Source organism: Flavobacterium sp. (assembly GCF_035195345.1).
GTDB lineage: Bacteria > Bacteroidota > Bacteroidia > Flavobacteriales > Flavobacteriaceae > Flavobacterium.
In genome coordinates this window covers 374,675-394,684 of record NZ_CP136574.1, presented here as the reverse complement: position 1 = coordinate 394,684, position 20,010 = coordinate 374,675, and the positions used below count along the sequence as shown (strand labels likewise).

The 20,010-nt window shown below is 32.0% G+C and carries 19 protein-coding genes; 6 read left to right on the top strand and 13 right to left on the bottom strand.

The features are described from left to right. Positions 1-137: 137 nt before the first annotated feature. Positions 138-2,588, bottom strand: coding sequence for a TonB-dependent receptor domain-containing protein (locus RSE15_RS01845; RefSeq protein ID WP_324069290.1), 2,451 nt, complete (start codon positions 2,586-2,588; stop codon positions 138-140). Between the two features lie 74 nt (positions 2,589-2,662). Continuing rightward, a complete protein-coding gene (gene arsC, locus RSE15_RS01840; protein ID WP_324069289.1) occupies positions 2,663-3,004 on the bottom strand; it encodes an arsenate reductase (glutaredoxin) in 342 nt (113 codons plus the stop codon). A gap of 65 nt (positions 3,005-3,069) precedes the next feature. Here arsC and RSE15_RS01835 point away from each other — a divergent pair, with 65 nt between their 5' ends. Next, positions 3,070-3,987 carry a CPBP family intramembrane glutamic endopeptidase gene (locus RSE15_RS01835; protein ID WP_324069288.1) on the top strand — a complete coding sequence of 306 codons (918 nt, stop codon included), beginning with the start codon at positions 3,070-3,072 and terminating at the stop codon, positions 3,985-3,987. Further along, positions 3,971-5,032 carry an AMP-binding protein gene (locus RSE15_RS01830; protein WP_324069287.1) on the top strand — a complete coding sequence of 354 codons (1,062 nt, stop codon included), beginning with the start codon at positions 3,971-3,973 and terminating at the stop codon, positions 5,030-5,032. The genes RSE15_RS01835 and RSE15_RS01830 overlap by 17 nt, the downstream gene beginning before the upstream one ends. Before the next feature lie 7 nt (positions 5,033-5,039). On the opposite strand, the gene RSE15_RS01825 is transcribed toward RSE15_RS01830, so the two are convergent. The 3 genes from RSE15_RS01825 to RSE15_RS01815 all read right to left on the bottom strand — a co-directional run bounded on the left by RSE15_RS01825 (position 5,040) and on the right by RSE15_RS01815 (position 9,530). Further along, a complete protein-coding gene (locus RSE15_RS01825) occupies positions 5,040-6,659 on the bottom strand; it encodes a M1 family metallopeptidase (RefSeq protein ID WP_324069286.1) in 1,620 nt (539 codons plus the stop codon). Between the two features lie 67 nt (positions 6,660-6,726). Continuing rightward, a complete protein-coding gene (locus RSE15_RS01820) occupies positions 6,727-7,758 on the bottom strand; it encodes a T9SS type A sorting domain-containing protein (protein WP_324069285.1) in 1,032 nt (343 codons plus the stop codon). A gap of 104 nt (positions 7,759-7,862) precedes the next feature. After that, on the bottom strand, positions 7,863-9,530 hold the full coding sequence (locus RSE15_RS01815; protein WP_324069284.1) for an RluA family pseudouridine synthase: 1,668 nt from the start codon (positions 9,528-9,530) through the stop codon (positions 7,863-7,865). A gap of 56 nt (positions 9,531-9,586) precedes the next feature. Here RSE15_RS01815 and RSE15_RS01810 point away from each other — a divergent pair, with 56 nt between their 5' ends. After that, on the top strand, positions 9,587-9,823 hold the full coding sequence (locus RSE15_RS01810; RefSeq protein WP_324069283.1) for a hypothetical protein: 237 nt from the start codon (positions 9,587-9,589) through the stop codon (positions 9,821-9,823). Continuing rightward, positions 9,820-10,098, top strand: coding sequence for a type II toxin-antitoxin system RelE/ParE family toxin (locus RSE15_RS01805; protein WP_324069282.1), 279 nt, complete (start codon positions 9,820-9,822; stop codon positions 10,096-10,098). Before RSE15_RS01810 ends, RSE15_RS01805 begins: the two co-directional genes overlap by 4 nt. A 66-nt stretch (positions 10,099-10,164) precedes the next feature. Here RSE15_RS01805 and RSE15_RS01800 read toward each other — a convergent pair whose 3' ends face one another. The 4 genes from RSE15_RS01800 to prfB all read right to left on the bottom strand — a co-directional run bounded on the left by RSE15_RS01800 (position 10,165) and on the right by prfB (position 14,550). Then, complete coding sequence (locus RSE15_RS01800; protein ID WP_324069281.1) at positions 10,165-11,793, bottom strand: acyl-CoA carboxylase subunit beta; 1,629 nt, start codon at positions 11,791-11,793, stop codon at positions 10,165-10,167. Between the two features lie 100 nt (positions 11,794-11,893). Continuing rightward, entirely contained in the window at positions 11,894-12,295 is a 402-nt protein-coding gene (gene yiaA / locus RSE15_RS01795; protein WP_324069280.1) for an inner membrane protein YiaA, read from the bottom strand. 33 nt (positions 12,296-12,328) lie between these two features. Continuing rightward, positions 12,329-13,327, bottom strand: coding sequence for a UDP-3-O-(3-hydroxymyristoyl)glucosamine N-acyltransferase (gene lpxD, locus RSE15_RS01790; protein WP_324069279.1), 999 nt, complete (start codon positions 13,325-13,327; stop codon positions 12,329-12,331). Positions 13,328-13,454: 127 nt separating this feature from the next. Then, positions 13,455-14,550, bottom strand: a protein-coding gene (prfB, locus tag RSE15_RS01785; protein ID WP_324069278.1) for a peptide chain release factor 2 whose coding sequence is annotated in 2 segments (ribosomal slippage) — positions 13,455-14,486 and positions 14,488-14,550 — 1,095 coding nt in all. Because the reading frame shifts where the segments join, the coding sequence is not laid out codon by codon here. A gap of 152 nt (positions 14,551-14,702) precedes the next feature. On the opposite strand from prfB, the gene RSE15_RS01780 reads away from it, so the two are divergent. Then, a complete protein-coding gene (locus RSE15_RS01780) occupies positions 14,703-15,728 on the top strand; it encodes a threonine aldolase family protein (RefSeq protein WP_324069277.1) in 1,026 nt (341 codons plus the stop codon). 153 nt (positions 15,729-15,881) lie between these two features. Beyond that, positions 15,882-16,655 carry a TSUP family transporter gene (locus RSE15_RS01775; protein ID WP_324069276.1) on the top strand — a complete coding sequence of 258 codons (774 nt, stop codon included), beginning with the start codon at positions 15,882-15,884 and terminating at the stop codon, positions 16,653-16,655. On the opposite strand, the gene RSE15_RS01770 is transcribed toward RSE15_RS01775, so the two are convergent. The 4 genes from RSE15_RS01770 to RSE15_RS01755 all read right to left on the bottom strand — a co-directional run bounded on the left by RSE15_RS01770 (position 16,648) and on the right by RSE15_RS01755 (position 20,000). Further along, on the bottom strand, positions 16,648-16,971 hold the full coding sequence (locus tag RSE15_RS01770; protein WP_324069275.1) for a YbaB/EbfC family nucleoid-associated protein: 324 nt from the start codon (positions 16,969-16,971) through the stop codon (positions 16,648-16,650). The genes RSE15_RS01775 and RSE15_RS01770 overlap by 8 nt on opposite strands. 145 nt (positions 16,972-17,116) lie before the next feature. Further along, positions 17,117-18,526 (bottom strand): MBL fold metallo-hydrolase, encoded by a 1,410-nt coding sequence (locus RSE15_RS01765; RefSeq protein WP_324069274.1) that lies wholly within the window; start codon positions 18,524-18,526, stop codon positions 17,117-17,119. Positions 18,527-18,591: 65 nt separating this feature from the next. Next, positions 18,592-19,368 carry a sulfite exporter TauE/SafE family protein gene (locus tag RSE15_RS01760; protein WP_324069273.1) on the bottom strand — a complete coding sequence of 259 codons (777 nt, stop codon included), beginning with the start codon at positions 19,366-19,368 and terminating at the stop codon, positions 18,592-18,594. Continuing rightward, positions 19,368-20,000, bottom strand: a complete 633-nt coding sequence (locus tag RSE15_RS01755) for a Crp/Fnr family transcriptional regulator (RefSeq protein WP_324069272.1) — start codon at positions 19,998-20,000, stop codon at positions 19,368-19,370. The genes RSE15_RS01760 and RSE15_RS01755 overlap by 1 nt, the downstream gene beginning before the upstream one ends. Positions 20,001-20,010: the final 10 nt, after the last annotated feature.

Genomic DNA, 20,010 nt, shown 5'->3' with positions numbered 1-20,010 from the left:
TAAACACTTGTAAATAATTTTACAAGTGTTTATTTTTATTGTAACCAATGAAATTTTTAAATAATATAAAAATTTAAGCAAATCTAGTTATGAACGAGTCAACTTTTAAGCTTCAACTCATTCTAAAAATTCAAGAATTAGGGTCTTCCCATAAAATCGCCTTCACCACCGTTATCATCTCTACGTGGTTGTCTGTCTCTTTCGTTTTTCTGTTTGTTAAAACGGTATGTAAAAGTTACCATCACTTGACGAACTCTCCATTGCATTTCACTGTAAGAGCATACTACATTTGGAATATTTGTTTCCATTATTCTTTTTCTTGAATTAAAAACATCGCTTATATTTAAAGAAATACTTGCTTTATCTTTTAAGATATCTTTGCTAAATGCTAAATTCATAGAAGCTACGCCTAATGATTTTCCTTGTGCATTGGTTTGTGGGGCATTATAAGTAGCATTAGTTTGCCAATCGATTTTATAAGGTAATGTAATTTTAGAAGTAATTCTTGTAAACCAAGTAAACGCCACATTATCAAAATTTTGTGAAATGGTATTTCCTAAATAATCAACATAGCTATAATCACCTTGGGTTTCGCTTCTAAATGTATTGAAGTTACCATTTAATCTCCACCATTTGTATGGTGTATAGTTTAAGTTAAATTCGAAACCAGCTCTATATTCTTTAGAAAGGTTAATAGGTGTACTTAAAATAACAGGAACTCCATCTACAAATAAACCTGATTCTTTTCTAATGAATTGAAAAACATCATTCGTAATATTGATATATGCAGAAGTATTAAAAGTTAATTTACTCCATTTTTTTAAATAGCCTAAATCGATTGCATCGGTTAATGAAGGGTCAATATCAGGATTACCTTGGAAGATATTGATGTTACTTGATAACGATGAAACAGGGTTTAAGAAACGGCCTCTAGGACGGTTAATTCTTTTACTGTAACTTAAACTTACAGAGCTTGATTCTGAAAATTCATAATTTACAGTAGCCGATGGGAAAAAGTTATTGTATTTTTTGGTGTTGTAATTGTTTAAAGATAAAGAATTTACTTCAATATGACTGTCTTCAAAACGCAATCCTAAGAAATATGAAAACTTGTTAAATTTAGACCCAAATTGGGTGTAAAAAGCATTTACATTTTCAACATATTCTAGAGTGTTTGAAAAATTTGATATTGGAGTTACCGCAAAATCAGTTAAATTCTTTTGAAAACTTCCTCTATAACCTGCTTCAAATCGACCACTTTTTCCAATTGGAAGTACATAATCGGTTTGTAATAAATTACGTTGTTGTTTGTTTTTATTTGTAGTACCTTGAGTTTCTAATGATGAAGGGTCTCCTATAATCTGATCGTAAATTGTTGCATATTCATTTTCTTTATTTTGAGAAAAAGCAAGATCAACGGTTAATTTATGGTCGTCTTTTTTGAATTTTTTTGTAAAGTTTGAAGAGTATTCCATACTTAATTCATCACTTATTTGATCGTTTAAACGATTTCTTACACCGGTTGGATTATAAGAAGCATCAAAGTAATTGAAATACACATTATCTGGATTTTTCCCATCATTTTCTCTAAAGGTTAATGCATTAGTCCAAGTTAATGATTTTGATAGATTTAAATCAATTCCAAAGTTAGCGTTGTAACCTTCGCTAATTCGATCATTCGTTCTTCTTTCTTCAATAAAACGACTTGTTGTTCCATCAGCATTAAAATATTCCGCATCTACCAATGAATTACCTGGGTTGTTTCTATAATTGTATCCAAAATTTGAAAACAAATTATAGTCGTCACTTTTCTTATTTAAGTTTACACTTGTACCATAAGTTTCAGGATCACCAGCGTTTACCATTATAGACCCATTAACACCATTTGCTTTTCCTTTACGTAAAACAATATTTATGATTCCTCCTCCGCCTTCAGCATCGTATCTAGCAGATGGATTGGTAATTACTTCAACTTTTTCAACAGCATCTGCAGGTAAAAGTTTTAAAGCGTCTGCGATGTTAATTCCCGCTAAGCCAGATGGTTTTCCATCAATTAAAATTTTCACACTTTCATTACCTCTTAAAGCAACAGTTCCTTCTGCGTCAACAGTTACAGATGGCACATTATCTAATACATCGCTTACAGTTCCACCTTTGACCATCATATCTTTACCAACGTTGTAAACTCTTTTATCTAGTTTAATTTCAACAGTTGATTTTTCAGCGATAATGTCAATATCTTTCAATTGAGCCACATCAGCTTCCATCTGAATAATTCCTAAATTAATATCTGAATTGTACTCTTTTTGTGGAATATTTACGTTTTTAAATGAAATATATTCAGCTCTAACATTATAATTTCCTGCAACAACTTCAAATTTAAAAACACCATTTTCATCGGTAATTCCACCTGAAAGTTGTTTTGTTTTTATATTTTCAAATACAATAGTTGCGTATTCTAAAGGAAGATCTGTTCCTTTCTCGATTACTTTTCCAGAAACGGTAATTTTTTTACTTTCTGGTCTTTGTGCAAATGCAGTTAAACTTATAAATAAAGTCACTACAGCAATAAGAAGTTTTTTGTTCATAGTTATTTTTCCTAGTATGACTGCAAAAGTAACTTTAGGTTTAGCCTTACTTTCCTAAATCTTTGTTAAAACTGCTAAATGATTTTGTTAATGTTTTCAATAGGTCTTCCAATTACGGCATTATTTCCATTAACTATAATTGGACGTTCTATTAATTTTGGATTTTCAAGCATGGCTTGAATGATTCCTAAATCGCTTAATTCTTTTCCTTTGTAATTATCAATCCAAATACTTTCTTTGGTTCTAACGAGTTCGATAGGGTGTATGTTTAGTTTTTTGATAACTTCTTCTAACTCGACTTTTGTAAAAGGTTCGTCAAGATATTTCCGTATTTTAAAAGGTTGGTTTAAGTTTTCAATTTCGCATAAACCTTCTCTTGATTTTGTGCATCTAGGATTGTGGTAAATAGTTATCATATTTTCTTTTTTACAAAGAAATAAAAAATAGTACTTTAGTGGCAAACTTAAGAACACTAAAAATTATGTATATAGAACAATTAAAAAACCGTAAATACAGTTTGGGAAGTTATATTCCAATTCCTTTGGGATTTATTTTATTAATGATTTTTAATTATATAATGTCTGATGGAGTTGATACCAATGAAGTTATCCAGCAGACTATTAGTATGATAGGAGTTAATTTAACTTTTGTTGTTTTGGTTGGTCCATTAGCTTTTGGATTATTATTGGTTTTATTTTGGGTGAAATTCATACAAGGTCAAACAATTTTAAGTTTAACTACATCACGATCAAAAATAGATTGGAAACGTGTTTTTTTCTCCTTCTTTTTGTGGGGAAGTATCACAACTTTAATGATTGTGTCACTTTATTATACTCAACCCGCTAATTTTGTTTGGAATTTTAAACCAGAAAAGTTTTTTATTTTTTTAGTATTAGCCCTATTTTTAATTCCAATGCAAACTAGTTTTGAGGAATATCTTTTTAGAGCTCACATGATGCAAGGAATTGGCTTGGCAACAAACAGCAGATTAATCCCTTTAATTGTAACTTCGGTTTTATTTGGTTTAATGCATATTGCTAATCCAGAAGTTGGTAAAATTGGTTACATTATTATGGTGTATTATATAGGTACCGGTTTTTTTCTTGGTATCATTACTCTTATGGACGAAGGATTAGAATTAGCATTAGGATTTCACGCAGCCAATAATTTAGTAGGCGCTTTGTTAGTAACAGCCGATTGGACTGCTTTTCAAACCAATTCTATTTTAAAAGATATATCAGAACCTTCTGCTGGTTTTGATATTTTAATGCCTGTGTTTGTAATTTTTCCAATTTTGTTATTTGTTTTTTCTAAAGTTTATAGTTGGACTAATTGGAAAGAAAAATTAACTGGTAAATTAATAGATAGTAACACCCAATCAAATGATACCTCATTATAAAAATATTCATAATCGCTTTAAAATTAATGGGATTCATATAGACAAAGAGGCTGTTTTTCTGTTTTCTTATAATTTAATTAAAGAAGGTGATGCATTTGAAAAGGAGTTGGGTAATTTCTTATTAGATTGGTTTGACGACAAAGAAACCATTGAGTTAACAACTTCTGGGACTACTGGAACACCTAAAAATATTACAATAAATAAACAATCGATGGTGCATTCTGCTATTGCAACTGCAGATTTTTTTAATTTGCATCCGCAAGATAAAGCATTATTGTGTCTTTCGCCACGCTATATTGCGGGCAAGATGATGATTGTAAGAGCTTTAATTATTGGATTGGAATTAGATATTTTAACTCCAAGTTCGCATTTAGACGATTTGCAATTAGATAAAAAATATGATTTCGTAGCAATAGTTCCTTTACAAGCAGAAAATAGCTTAGCTAGGTTGCACCAATTTAAAAAGATTCTTGTTGGTGGTGCTAAAGTTTCTGATGAACTAGCTAATAAATTACAATTGATTCAATCTGATATTTACGAAACATATGGTATGACCGAAACGATAACCCATATTGCAGCTAAAAAAATAGGGGAGGATTATTTTAATGTCTTATCACATGCTACTGTATCATCAGATACTAGAAATTGTTTGGTTATAGATGCACCAAGTATTTCTACTGAAAAAATTATAACGAATGATATTGTTGAAATTCAAAACAGCAAACAATTCAAGTGGTTAGGACGTTATGACAATGTAATTAATAGTGGAGGAATTAAATTATTCCCGGAGCAAATTGAAGCTAAATTAACTTCAAAATTAACAAATAGATTTTTTATTTCTGGCCAACCCGATGCAATTTTAGGAACTAAAGTTATTTTAGTTATAGAGGGTGAAGAATATAAAATTGATGCAGACTTTTTTAATTCACTATCTAAATTTGAAAAACCGAAAGAAATCTTTTTTGTTTCTCAATTTTCAGAAACAGCAACTAATAAAGTAAATAGAATACAAACATTAAAAAGTATAAGTAAGTTAAAAAAATAAAAGAAGACTAATTGTCTTCTTTTATTTTAACAAAAAACTGATTATCATAAATTTGAAAACTCTTTTTACTAAGTTTTTTTAATTTAATTTTTTGTTCTTTGATGGTAGGCTGCAATCTAATTTTTGTATCCTCGAAACCAATATCTAAAGGCATATTAAAATCATCAGTAGTATTATTCCATGAATAATAGAGATAGTCACCTTTTATTTTATACAAGAATACAGGCACCTGATTAGTATATAAGTATTGATGGAATATTGTTGATAAATCCATACCAGAAGCTTTATTGAAATAATTAATAACGGTATCTGAGGTAATTATTTTCTTTTTAAAAGTTTCTGAATAATTATATAAAATTTTCCACCATTTTTCATCGTCTCCAATAACATGTCTTAATGTATTCAATAATAAAGAACCTTTATAATACATATCTCCAGAACCTTCGTTGTTTACGCCATATTGACCAATGATAGGTTTGTCATTTCTAACGTTTCTTGCTTGACCGTTTACATATTTCATGGCATCATTATAGCCTTTAATGCATTCGATAAATACTGTTTCAGAATAAGTTGTAAAACCTTCGTGAATCCACATATCAGCAATATCAGTACTAGTTATACTATTTCCAAACCATTCGTGTCCAGTTTCGTGTATGGTTATAAAATCAAAAAACATTCCAACACCGGTACCTGATAAGTCCATTCCCATGTATCCTTTCTTGTACTTATTACCATAGGCTACAGCACTTTGATGTTCCATCCCTAAATAAGGAGTTTCAACTAATTTATAGCCATCTTCCCAAAATGGATAACGACCAAATTTAGACTGAAAACAATCCATCATTGGTTTTACTTCCATAAAATGTTCACGCGCTTTGGCTTCGTTTTCTCTCAAAACATAATAATCCAAATCTAAATCAGGCATTTTGTCCTGAATATGAACGTAATCAGCAATATTTACTGTAATGGTGTAATTGTTAATTGGATTTTTTACTTCCCAATCCCAACGAGTATAACCATTTTTTAAATCTTGAGATCCTAAAAATCGTCCGTTAGAAACATTCATTAATCCATTTGGAACAGCTACTTTTATTGAAGCGCCATTATCAGGTTCATCACTTTGAGAATCTTTCACGGGGTACCATAAACTAGCTCCAGTTCCTTGAACAGCAACACCTATAAAATCTTTTCCATTACTATCCTTTTTGAAAACAAAACCGCCATCCCAAGGCGCATTTTTAGCAATTAATGGATTTCCTGAATAATAAAATTTAAGTTTATGATTGGATTTAGAAGCTAATTTTTCAGGAAAATCAATAAAAACTGCATCATTATCGCGTTTATAATTTAATTTCTTCGTATTCCAAATAATAGAATCTACTTTCATATTCTCAAATAAATCTATTTGAATTTTTTGAGTAGGAGATACCACATCAAAAGTTATTTCATTAAATCCTTTGATGCTTCTTTGTTCCGGATTTATAGTGATGTTTAAATCATAACGCTTTATGTCATACGCTGTTCTTTCGGCTCGTAAACCTCCTTGTAAAGAATCACGGCGCGTAAATTGCGCATTCATTTGTTGAATACCAAGTAAAATTAAGATAACTAAAAATCTGTTTTTCATAGGTGTTATATACTTTATAATAATTTATTGAATATCTGTAAAACTATAAAGTTAAACTCATTAAGTACTAGTCTATTATAAATTTTTTAGTTTCTTTATGTCCATTTTCTTCTAAAACAAAAATATAAGTGCCTTTATTCAAAGAGGTTATTGAAATACTCTCAATATTGCTTTCAATATTGCTGAAAAATGTTCCATTCAAAATATTTTTGCCATCAATAGTATAGATAGAATAATTTGGATTTTGGTATTTTATTGGATCAAATTTTATAGAAATTGTGCCGTTTTTTATATCATTTGAAATAATGTTTAGGGGTATATTATTTTGTGAAGAAAAATTTGATGTACTTAATAATGAATTCCATGATTTAGAAACCGATACTAGGCCAATATAACCAGTTGGAATAACAGCCCAATTAGTTCTAAAATTCATTCTATCTATCGAAGTAAATTCACTTAAATTTGAACCTAAAGTGGTTGTAATGGAAGGAGTTGGTTCAGTAGATGAAATATCAGGATTTAGAAAAAGAGAAACGGCATCGTCAGTAGTACCTGGATTAAAAGTATATTTCATGACTACAAGATAATTTGTATTAAAATTTAATGCAGAGGTTAATACTTTGGTACCAGATTCTTTTTGTAATGCAAGAACAAAATTGGAACCCACTTTGTAGGCGCTTAATCTAAAAAGAGTATTATAATTACCAGCACCCATCACTCTAAAAAAATCAGTAGAACTAGAATTATTAGGATCTAAAACTGCATTAGAAAAATTTAGTACAAATGAAAAATAAGCTGTACCAGAGCTTATTGAAGAAAAGACTGTACCTGTAGCATCTCCACTTGGAGCAATATTAATCGCACTATTTGAAGAGCCGTAACCAGTATATGAAATAGCAAAATTTTTCACTTGTGTATTAACACAACCAAATCCAGAGCAAACACCCAATCCAGCAGGATTTGAGGAATTATTTGTCCATGTACCTTGACCACTTAAATTTGAATTAACAGTGTAATTAGAAAAGTCGTCATAAAACACATTTTGTCCAAAACTTGTAAAAAATAAAAAGAAAAAAAATAGAGATAAAGTTGTTTTCATAAAAATAAATTATATTTTAAAATATCTAAATTTCAAATATAATCAAATTAAAAAAAGGTACAAAAATAGTTGAAATTATATTTCAAAATAAATAGAAATTCTAATTAAAATTCAGCATTTCTTTGAATATAAATTTCTTTGTTAGATTTTGGATGAATAAAAATCAATTCCTCTGCGTGTAAATGCAAACGCTTGCCTTTTGTACCATATAAATCATCACCAACAATTGGGGTATTTAAACCTAATTCATGTGAAGCATGAACTCTTAATTGATGTGTTCTTCCTGTAATCGGGTAGAAGTAAACTAATGTTTGATTATTTCTAATTTCAATTTTTTTCCATTTAGTTTGTGCGGGTTTTCCATGTTCGTAACAAACTAATTGTCGTGGTCTGTCATCTAAATCTACTCGAAGCGGTAAATCTATAAAGCCTTCGTTTTCTTCTAAAACTCCATCTAATAAAGCAACGTATCGTTTTTTAATGGTTCTTTTAATGAATTGACTTTGCAATTTTACATACGTTTCTTCGTCTTTAGCAATCAGCATTAAACCCGAAGTTGACATGTCTAAACGATGTACAATTAGCGGTCCGGTTGCGTTTGGATATAATTCTTTAACTCTTTGATAAACAGAATCGGATATGATTTTTCCGGGAACCGATAAAAATTCAGCAGGTTTATTTATTACGGCAAAAATTTCATCCTCATAAACAATTTCAATATTTTTTCCTTCTGCTGGATTTTCCTGAAACGGATTCGCTTCCATATCCAAACCATCTAACATGTGCGATAATAAAATGGGTTCGCACTTGCTTTTACAAGCTGGATAAAATTGTTTGTGCTTACGAATTTCCGATTTTGGCGATTGTCCCCACCAAAATTCAGCCATTGCAATAGGTTTCAAATTGTGTTCAAAGGCATAATGTAATAATTTGGGAGCAGCACATTCCCCAGCGCCCGCAGGGGGATTATTGTTGAAAATTTCTCCAATGCTTTTTCGTTCGCCAAATTGATTTAAAAACGAATATTCAGCAAACAATTTTTGTTGTAAAGCACCCGATTTTTGTCGACGTTCATCTTTATGTTGATTGATTTCATCTAAAAGTAAATTGACTTCATTTTGAGCCTTTTCGATTTGAAAATTCCAATATTTGGTCATTTTTTTGAGTAAAATGCTTTCTTTTTTGCTTTCTTCGGATAGTTCAAATTCTAATTGTTCAATTTCTACTGAAGATAAATTGGTGAATGAAATTCGTTTTTCATCGCGTTCAACCTTCAATCTTTTGATTTTATCTTTCTGATTTTGAATGTCTGAATTGGCTTCGTTTTTTGTGTTTTCTAATTGCTTTTTTTTATCTCGAAGTTCGTCTGAATTTTCTAATATTTCAATTTGACGATTGATTGCATTTAAAACTTCTTCTTCTTTTCTAAAAAAACCATCTTCGTGTAACATATCAAAAATCGTTGGTACAAAGTAGGGAAGGTGATTCACACCCGCCAGTTTTCCAGAAAAAGCCCATAAATAGCCTAATTCTTCTTCTTGATTTTGACAAACTAAAACACCAAACATTTTTCCAATCACTAAACCTTCTTGATTTTCTTGTAAACCGAAATTGTGTTCAAAATCAGATTGTGTTTCTAAATATGCTTGCAATTCAATTGAAGCAATAATGCTCAACTCATGCGGTTCGTAATAAAATGGAAACGTAAATTTTTCGGGTAATGAAATACCTGAAATATTAGTTTTGAAAGGTTGGAAGATTGATTTTGACATGATGCAAAGATAAAGTAATTGAAATAATATTTATCTTTGTGTAAATCAGTTTACTTATGAATATCGAAACGCACAGAAAAATCATCATTCACAGGATATTAGATGTCCAAAATGAAGCAGTTTTAGATAAAATTGACCAACTTTTAAATCAAGAAGGCTATGTTTATGATGTTTCAGGAAAGTTGTTATCTGTTTCAGATTATATGCAAGAAATAGAGGATATTCTTAAAGTTTCAGAACAAAATGATGTGTATAATTCCGAAGCAATAAGAAATAAGATTTTTAAGAAATGAAATCTGTTCTTTGGTCAAAAGCTTCGTTAGATTCTCTTGAAACAATTTATAATTTTATTTTCGAAAATAGTCCTCAAAACGCAGAAATGGTAGTTGATACTTTGTTAAATTTAGGAGATGATTTAGCAAAGTTTCCAGAAAGAAATCCTAAAGAACCTTTATATAATGACGAATCTATTCGCTATTTTCCAAAATGGAATTTTAAAATTGTATATCGTATAGAAGAAAATAGAATTTTGATTATCAATATTTATTCGACTAAGATGAATTGGTAAAAAAAAAGAATTTCACGAATTAATACAAAAATGAATTAGTGTTAATTCGTGAAATCATAATATTAATTAAACTTGAATCACTCCTAAATTAAACTGTTTTTCAATAGGAGCGTGGTTAGCCGCTTCAATTCCCATAGAAATCCAATTTCTGGTTTCTAAAGGATCAATGATAGCGTCTGTCCACAAGCGAGAAGCTGCGTAGTAAGGCGAAACTTGTTCGTCGTAACGTGCTTTTATTTTATCAAATAATTCTTTTTCTTTTACTTCATCAATTACTTCACCTTTTGCTTTTAAAGAAGAAGCTTCAATTTGTGCTAATACTTTTGCGGCTTGCGTTCCACCCATAACGGCTAATTCTGCACTTGGCCAAGCGAAAATTAATCTTGGATCGTAAGCTTTTCCACACATCGCATAATTTCCTGCTCCGTATGAATTTCCAACAATTACAGTAAATTTTGGAACTACCGAATTCGCCATCGCATTTACCATTTTAGCGCCATCTTTGATAATTCCGCCGTGTTCTGATTTTGATCCTACCATAAATCCAGTAACATCTTGTACGAATACTAAAGGAATTTTCTTTTGGTTACAATTGGCAATAAAACGTGTTGCTTTATCCGCCGAATCCGAATAAATAGCGCCTCCAAATTGCATTTCGCCTTTGGCATTTTTCACAATTTTACGTTGGTTAGCTACAATTCCAACTGCCCAACCATCAATGCGAGCATACGCTGTGATTAAGGTTTTTCCATAATCGCCTTTATACTCGTCAAATTCTGAATTATCTACCAATCGTTTGATGATTTCATACATGTCGTATTGGTCAGCTCTTGATTTTGGTAAAATCCCGTAAATATCTTTGGGTTCTAATGCTGGTTTTTCGGCTTTCACACGATTGTATCCTGCTTTATCGAAATCGCCAATTTTGCCTACAATACTTTTAATTCTATTTAAGGCATCTTTATCGTCTTTGGCTTTATAATCCGTCACCCCTGAAATTTCACAATGTGTTGTGGCTCCTCCAAGTGTTTCGTTATCAATAGTTTCTCCAATAGCTGCTTTTACTAAGTAACTTCCAGCTAAAAAAATACTTCCCGTTTTATCTACAATCATGGCTTCATCGCTCATAATAGGTAAATAAGCACCACCCGCCACGCAACTTCCCATTACAGCGGCAATTTGGGTAATTCCCATACTGCTCATGATGGCATTATTTCTAAAAATACGACCAAAATGTTCTTTATCTGGAAAAATTTCGTCTTGCATTGGTAAATAAACACCCGCCGAATCTACTAAATAGATAATTGGTAATCGATTTTCCATAGCAATTTCTTGCGCTCGAAGATTCTTTTTTCCTGTAATTGGAAACCATGCACCCGCTTTTACTGTAGCATCATTAGCTACTACAATACATTGTTTGCCCGAAATAAATCCAATTTTTACAACAACTCCTCCAGAAGGACAACCACCGTGTTCTTTGTACATGCCGTCGCCAACAAAAGCACCAATTTCAATGCTTTTTGCTTTTTCATCCAAAAGATAATCAATGCGTTCACGAGCTGTCATTTTTCCTTCAGCGTGTAATTTTTCAATACGTTTGGTTCCGCCACCTAATTTCACTTGGGCAAATCGGTTTTTTAAATCGGAAAGTAAAAGTTTGTTATGATCTTCGTTTTTATTGAAATTAATGTCCATTTGGGTTTTGTTGTTTATTGGTTGGCTAAAATACGAAATCCATCTGAAAAATATATTCTTTAGATGGATTTGAAATAAATTTAACTAATGTTAATTTTTATTATTGTGAGTTAGTATCTCTAGCTTGACTATCTCTTGTGTTTTTTTGTACTGTTATGGCTCCAAAAATGGATAGTAAGAATGAAAATGCATAAAATCCTTTTTCACTTGCAAGCAAAGTTGCATTCCATAATCCTACAATTAGTAAAACAATTGATAATATGGTGGCAAACCAGCAAATTCCGTAATATAAATCGGTTACAGGAATATTTTCTAAACGGTCTCGAACACTTTTTTGCAAAGAAACCACAGCGAAAAGTCCGAACATTAAAACGGTGAAATAATATCCTTTTTCGTTTAATAGCATATCAGCTCTGAATAATCCGATTAAATAACCAATCATTCCAGTTCCTAATGCAATCCAAGATGCAGCAATAAAAGCCGCAGAAGGTTTTTGATACATAGATTTTTATTTTATAGTTATTACAATATTACTTTATTTTTTAGAATCGTTGACCATTCTTTTTAAAATAGCCCATTGCCTTAACGCATCTTTGGCATCAATTGCGGGATATCCTAATAATGTTTTTCCAGCTTCTACATCGCCTGTTACACCAGAACCAGCTCCAATAATAGCTCCATCTCCAATATTGGTATGGTCTTTAATGGATGCACTTCCACCTATGATTACTCCATTTCCTAACGTTACAGAACCTGCTAATCCACTGTTTCCGGCCATGATACAAAACATTCCTAATTTAGAATTATGTCCAATTTGAACTAAATTATCAATTTTACAGCCATTTCCTAATATAGTAGAACTGAATTTTCCTCTATCAACACAAGTATTAGCACCAATTTCTACATTATCTCCTATGATTACATTTCCAATTTGCGGAATTTTTACCAATCCTTTTTCAGAATCAGGACGGAAACCAAATCCGTCTGCTCCAATGGTTGCATTTGGATGAATGATACAATCATTTCCAATGTGACAACGTTCTCTAACCACTGCTCCTGACCAAATGGTAGTATTTTTACCAATGGTAGATTCGTCTAAAACAGTCACATTGGGATATAAAATAGTGTTTTCTCCAATCACCACGTTTGGACCAACGTAACAATTGGCACCAATTTTTGCACCATCACCAATTTGAGCTGTATCGTCAATGGTAGCCGTTGGATGAATATCCGATTTGAAAACGGGTGGAGGAGGTGCAAAAATTGACAAAACTTGTGACATAGCTAAATCCGCATTTTTTACTTTTATAAACGCTCTATTTTCGCCGGGTTCAATAGAAATATCTTCATTAACAACTGCCACACAGGCTTTAGATGTTGCCCAAAATTTTTCGTATTTTTTGTTTCCGATGAACGAAATTTCAGTTTCTTTAGCAACTTCTAATTGCTCGGGAGCTGTTATTTTTGTTGTAGTTGAACCAACGATTGTTCCCTTTAAAACGTCATTGATTGCTTCAATTGTTATTTGTTTCATTGATTAGTTTGATTGGATATAATTATCGAATATACAAAAACATTACATTTATTTTAATTTTGCTCTAAAAAAAATCCGAATATCAATTACTGAAACTCGGATTTTTAGATTTCACAGTGTATTTTTATTATTCTTCTTTTTGTCCCATCATCATTAAATAGGCTTTTAGGAAGTTATCAATTTCTCCGTTCATAATGCCTTCCACATCACTGGATTCGTAACCTGAGCGAACATCTTTCACTAATTTATAAGGATGCATTACATAATTTCGAATTTGCGAACCCCATTCGATTTTCATTTTTCCTGCTTCGATGTCGCTTCGTTGTGCTTGTTGTTTTTTTAATTCAATCTCGTATAACTGCGATTTTAGCATTTGCATGGCACGTTGGCGGTTGTCTTGTTGCGAACGAGTTTCTGAACACTGAATTTGAATTCCAGTTGGTTTGTGAAACAATTGTACTTTGGTTTCTACTTTATTTACATTTTGCCCACCCGCACCACTTGAACGCGAAGTTATGATATCTATATCAGCCGGATTGATTTCAATCTCGATAGAATCATCAACCAAAGGATACACATAAACCGAAGCAAATGAAGTATGGCGTTTCGCATTACTATCAAAAGGAGAAATTCGCACCAAACGATGCACACCATTTTCACCCTTTAAATAACCAAAAGCAAAATCACCTTCAAATTCTAAGGTTACGGTTTTAATTCCAGCCACATCACCTTCTTGAAAGTTTAATTCTCTGATTTTGTAGCCTTGTTTTTCACCCCACATTAAATACATACGCATTAACATAGAAGCCCAATCACAACTTTCGGTTCCACCAGCACCCGCTGTAATTTGCAGCACAGCACTCATGCTATCTCCTTCATCGGAAAGCATGTTTCTAAATTCTAAATCTTCAATATGACTTAAAGTACTTTGGTAGAGCGTTTCTACTTCTTCTTCAGTAACATCACCTTCTTTGAAGAAATCCATCATAATTTGAAGTTCTTCAGAGAATTCGATACCTTTATTATAATCTTCTACCCATTTCTTTTTGGAGCGAAGGTTTCTTATAATAATTTCGGCTTCTTTGGCGTTGTTCCAAAAACCAGGTGCGAAGGTTTTTTCTTCTTCATTCGTTATCTCAATCGTTTTGGCATCAATGTCAAAGATACCTCCTTAACGCACCAAGGCGATCAATAATATCTCTGACTTGTTCTGTATTTATCATAAATATTGTAGTTTTGTTTTGAAATGGGATGTACTAGCCCCGATAGCACTTGAAATCCTTTTTGTTTTTTATCAAAAAAATAAAAAGATTGCAATGTATAGCGGGAATTAGCTCCTAAAAATTTTATCAAAAATAAGGTATCTAATTGATATATGGAAATAAATTTAGTAAGTGATACAGTAACGAAGCCTTCTGTAGAGATGTTAAAGACGATGTTTAACGCAAAAGTAGGTGATGATGTATATAAACAAGACCCAACAGTCAATGAATTAGAGGAAACCTTAGCAGATTTATTCGGAATGGAAGCGGCATTGTTTTTTCCTTCGGGAACTATGGCAAATCAAACAGCTATTAAATTGCATACACAGCCTGGCGAACAAGTAATTTGCGATAAATATTCTCATATTTATCATTATGAAGGAGGAGGAGCTTCTTTTAATAGTGGTGTTTCGTGCTGTTTAGTAGATGGAAATCGTGGTATGATAACAGCCGATTTAGTTAAAAACGCCATAAATGACCCTGAATTTTATCATACGCCATTGACATCGTTAGTAAGTATTGAAAACACAACCAATAAAGGAGGTGGTGCTTGTTATGACATTCAACCGCTTCAAGAAATAAAACAAGTGTGTCTAGACCATAATTTAAAATACCATTTAGATGGTGCCCGTTTATGGAATGCTTTGATTGCAAAAAAACAACATCCAAAACAGTTTGGAGAATTGTTTGATACGATTTCAGTTTGTTTATCAAAAGGATTGGGTGCTCCAGTAGGTTCGGTTTTATTGGGAAGTAAGGAAGATATGAAACGCGCTTTGCGTATTAGAAAAATTTTTGGTGGCAATATGCGTCAATCAGGATATTTAGCTGCGGCTGGATTATTTGCGTTACAAAATAACATCAGCCGTTTAGAAATTGACCACAGAAGAGCGAAAGAATTAGGAAGTTTATTAGAACAAATGCCTTGGGTTGCCAATGTAGAACCTGTGGAAACTAATATTTTGATTTTTGGATTACAATCTTTTGTAGATGAAAAACTTTTCATGGAAAAATTGAAACAAAAAGGGATTGCGATTAGTTCGATGGGACATGGAAAATTAAGAATTGTAACGCATTTAGATTACAAAGAAGTGATGCATGAATATGTGATGGAAGTGTTTTCTAAACTAACGTTTTAGTTTCACAGAGATACACAGAGTTTTTTTAATATTTGTAATGTTAAAAAAGAGTTACAACGAGTTTTCTTTGTTATCTATGAAAAGTGTAACGTTTAAAATTACGACAAAGTAAAACTATTGTGTCTCATGTGTTTAATTTTTTATGAATAATATATGGAAATCATAATCATATCAATCGTAGCCTTTTTAACCGCTATCTTGACTTTTTTCTCAGGATTTGGATTAGGAACTTTGTTAACGCCAGTTTTTATGTTGTTTTTCCCTATTGATATTGCGATTGGTTTGTGTGGAATTGTACATTTTGCGAATAATTTATTCAAGTTTTTCTTAGTAGGTAAGCATGCTAATAAAGAAGTTTTACTGAAATTCGGAATTCCAGCAATTTTTGCTGCTATGATAGGTTCGTGGTTATTATTGCAAATTTCCGATTTAGAACCTTTGTTTAGTTATTCTCTTTTTGGAAAACACTTAGACGTTTATCCTGTGAAATTTATCATTACGATTTTATTGATATTTTTTGCGCTTTTAGACTTGATTCCGTTTTTAAGTAAATTAGAATTTGGAAAAGATAAATTACCTTTAGGAGGAATTTTAAGCGGATTTTTTGGTGGACTTTCTGGGCATCAAGGTGCTTTACGAAGTGCATTTTTGATTAAAGCTGGTTTGTCCAAAGAAAGCTTCATCGCTACAGGAATTGTAGTTTCCATGTTTATCGATTTTACCCGATTGAGTGTTTATGCTTCAAAAATAACGACTTATACGTTGTATGAAAATAAAGTATTGCTAATATCTGCAACGCTTTGTGCAATCACGGGAGCGTATTTGGGTAACCAACTTTTAAAGAAAGTTACCCTAAAATTTCTCCAAGTGTTTGTTGCTTTTTTATTGCTTTTAGTGGCAATTGGATTAGGAATGGGGGTTATTTAAACATATCCATTCCGGGAATGTTTGGCATGCCTTCTTTAGCTACTGCAGCTAATTCAGTTTCATGGATATTTGTAGCTTTTTCGATGGCTTTATTTAATACAGTAACTAAATAATCTTCAAGCATTTCCTTATCTTGAAGTAAATCATCACTTAAGGTAATGCTTTTAATTTTTCTGTTAGCGGTAAGTGTTACTTCAAGTAAGCCATCAGCACTTTTTTCATCAATTAAAACAAAGTCTAAACGTTTTTTAGTTTCTTCAACTTTTTGTTGGGTTTCTTTAATTTTACCCATCATGCCCATAATATCTCCAAACATACTTTTTATTTTTAAATATGGTGTAAAAATAGCAAATTAGACAACAATTAATATTGTAAAATTTAATTTAAACCAATTATGTGTTTTTTTAATTTGCTATTATTATTCTACTTGGATTGTTCTTTATAATATTCTCTTAACTAATTTATTTCAAGGTACTTGGGCAAACAAAAGCAGTTAATGGAACATCAGTAGTTCTGATACCTGCCATTCCTTTTTCCACGTTAATCATGTTGTGGTAGCCTCTTGCTTTTAAGATAGAAGCCATAATTACCGAACGATAGCCTCCAGCGCAATGTAAAAAGAAAGTGTCATCTTTAGGTATTTCTGCTAATTGTTCGTTAACATAATCTAGTGGAATATTTACGGCACTTTCAACGTGCTCAGCCTTAAATTCACTTGGCTTTCTCGCATCAACAACTAGTGCGTTTTCATATTTTGAAGCAAATACTTCAGGTGATATAGAGTCTATTGTATCCGTTTCAAATCCTCCAGATTTCCATGCGGTTAAACCGCCTTTTAAGTATCCAAGTGTGTTGTCAAATCCTACACGTGATAGCCTTGTAATGGTTTCTACTTCTAAACCTTCTGGAGTAACCAATAAAATAGGTTGTTTCGTATCTCTAATTAAAGCACCTACCCATGGGGCAAATTGCCCATGTAGACCAATAAATATTGAGCTTGGAATATGTTCTTTTACAAATTCGGCTTCATTTCTAACATCTAATATCAACGCTTCTGTTTGGTTGGCAATAGCTTCAAACTCTTTTGGAGATAGAGGAGTGTCTCCTTTTTTTAATATCGTGTCTAAACTTTCATACCCGTTAATATTCATCATCACATTTTGAGGAAAATAAGCAGGAGGTGGCGTTAAACCATCTAATAATTCCGCTTTAAATTCTTCTTTAGTCATGTCGGCTCTTAAAGCGTAGTTGGTCTTTTTTTGATTTCCTAAAGTATCTGTTGTTTCTTTACTCATGTTTTTACCACAAGCACTTCCAGCACCGTGATTTGGATAAACAATTAAATCATCACTCAAAGGCATGATTTTATTTCTTAGCGAATCAAATAAATATCCCGCTAATTTATCCTGCGTTAAATCTTCAACTAAAGCTTGGGCTAAATCAGGGCGACCCACATCTCCAATAAACAAAGTGTCACCTGTTATAATACCATGTTGTTTTCCGTTTTCATCAGTAAGTAAATAACAAGTACTTTCTAATGTATGACCAGGAGTATGAATTACTTTAATAGTATAATTTCCTACTTTATATTCTTGGTTATCCTCTGCGGTTGTACAATCGTACCCACATTTTGCTGTAGGGCCAAAAATAATTTCCGCAGCTGTTTTTTTTGCTAAATCGATATGACCTGAAACAAAATCTGCGTGAAAGTGTGTTTCAAATATATATTTAATTTTAGCATTATCTTTTTGTGATCTATCAATATAAGGTTGTACTTCTCTTAAAGGATCAAATATTGCGGCTTCTCCATTATTTTCAATGTAATAAGCAGCGTGAGCAATACAGCCTGTATATATTTGTTCGATTTTCATATGTTTAAATTTTATTTTTACAAATTTACTATCTAAATTTTATTTTTATGTGCCTAAAGTTACATTTACGATTCTTTTAACAAGATTATGGCAGCCATGAGTAATACAAAGTAAGCAAAAATCTTTTTTAATTGGCTTTCATTCGTATATTTTGTAAGGTACATACCTATAAATATTCCAACTACTGAAATAGCTGAAAAGGTTAATAAAAATAACCAATCAATTACCAAGTTCTGCATATCACCAGTAAATCCTACCAATGAGTTCATAGCAATAATGAATAGGGAAGTACCAACGGCTTTTTTCATAGGCAATTTGGCAAACAAAATTAGCGCAGGAATGATTAAAAATCCGCCACCTGCACCTACTAATCCGATAATGATTCCGATTATAAAGGTTTGAATTCCAATTAAAATCAGATTTCTCTTTTCCTCCACAGTAGTGTCTTGACTTTTCTTTTTTAATACCGAAAGCGCCCCAAAAATCATAATTACTGCAAAAAACAGCATTAAAAACCTGTTTTTTGTGATGAGAATTGGTGCTTCTAGGATGATATCAGGAATTCTTGGTACAATATATTTTCGGGTTAAATACACTGCTATGAAAGACGGAATTGCAAATAGGAATCCGCTTTTGATGTCTACCAAATTTTTTCGGTAGTTTTGTATCGCTCCAAAAGTTGATGTAGTTCCTACAATAAATAACGAATATGCCGTTGCCGTAACTGGACTTATACTCATTAAATAGACTAAAATAGGAACGGTTAAAATAGAACCACCACCACCTGTAAGTCCTAAAACTAATCCTATAAATAACGCGCCAACGTAGCCTAAAATCTCCATTAGAATTGAAGTATTTCAATTTTATTTCGGTGTAATTTGATTTTTCCGTTTAGTTCTAAAGCTTTTAATAATCGAGAAATTACAACTCTTGAAGTATGCATTTCATAAGCAATTTCTTGATGCGTATTTTTGATTTCGGTATCGCCTATAACTTTCGCTTTATCGGTTAAATATTTGTACAAACGTTCATCTAAATTCATGAAAGCCAAGGTGTCAATTGCTTCTAACATTTCGTTTAAACGCACATTGTAACTATCGAAAACAAAGTTTCTCCAGGTTTTGTATTTGGTCAACCATTCTTCCATTTTCTCTACAGGAATCATTAGCATAGCTCCATCAGTTTCGGCAATCGCACGAATACGACTTTTCGATTGCCCCATGCAACAAGTTAAAGTCATCGCACATGTATCGCCACGTTCTAAGAAATATAACAATAATTCATCACCATTTTCATCTTCTCTCAATATTTTAATTGCTCCTGTTAATAAAAGAGGCATGGTTTTGATGTAATCTCCAATTTCAATTAGGTAATCGTCTGCTTTGAATTCTTTGTAAACCGCTACTTTTGCAATTTCATCCAATAAAGCTTCTTCAAAAATATAGCTGTATGCTTGGTCTAAAATATCTCTCATTTGCAATCCT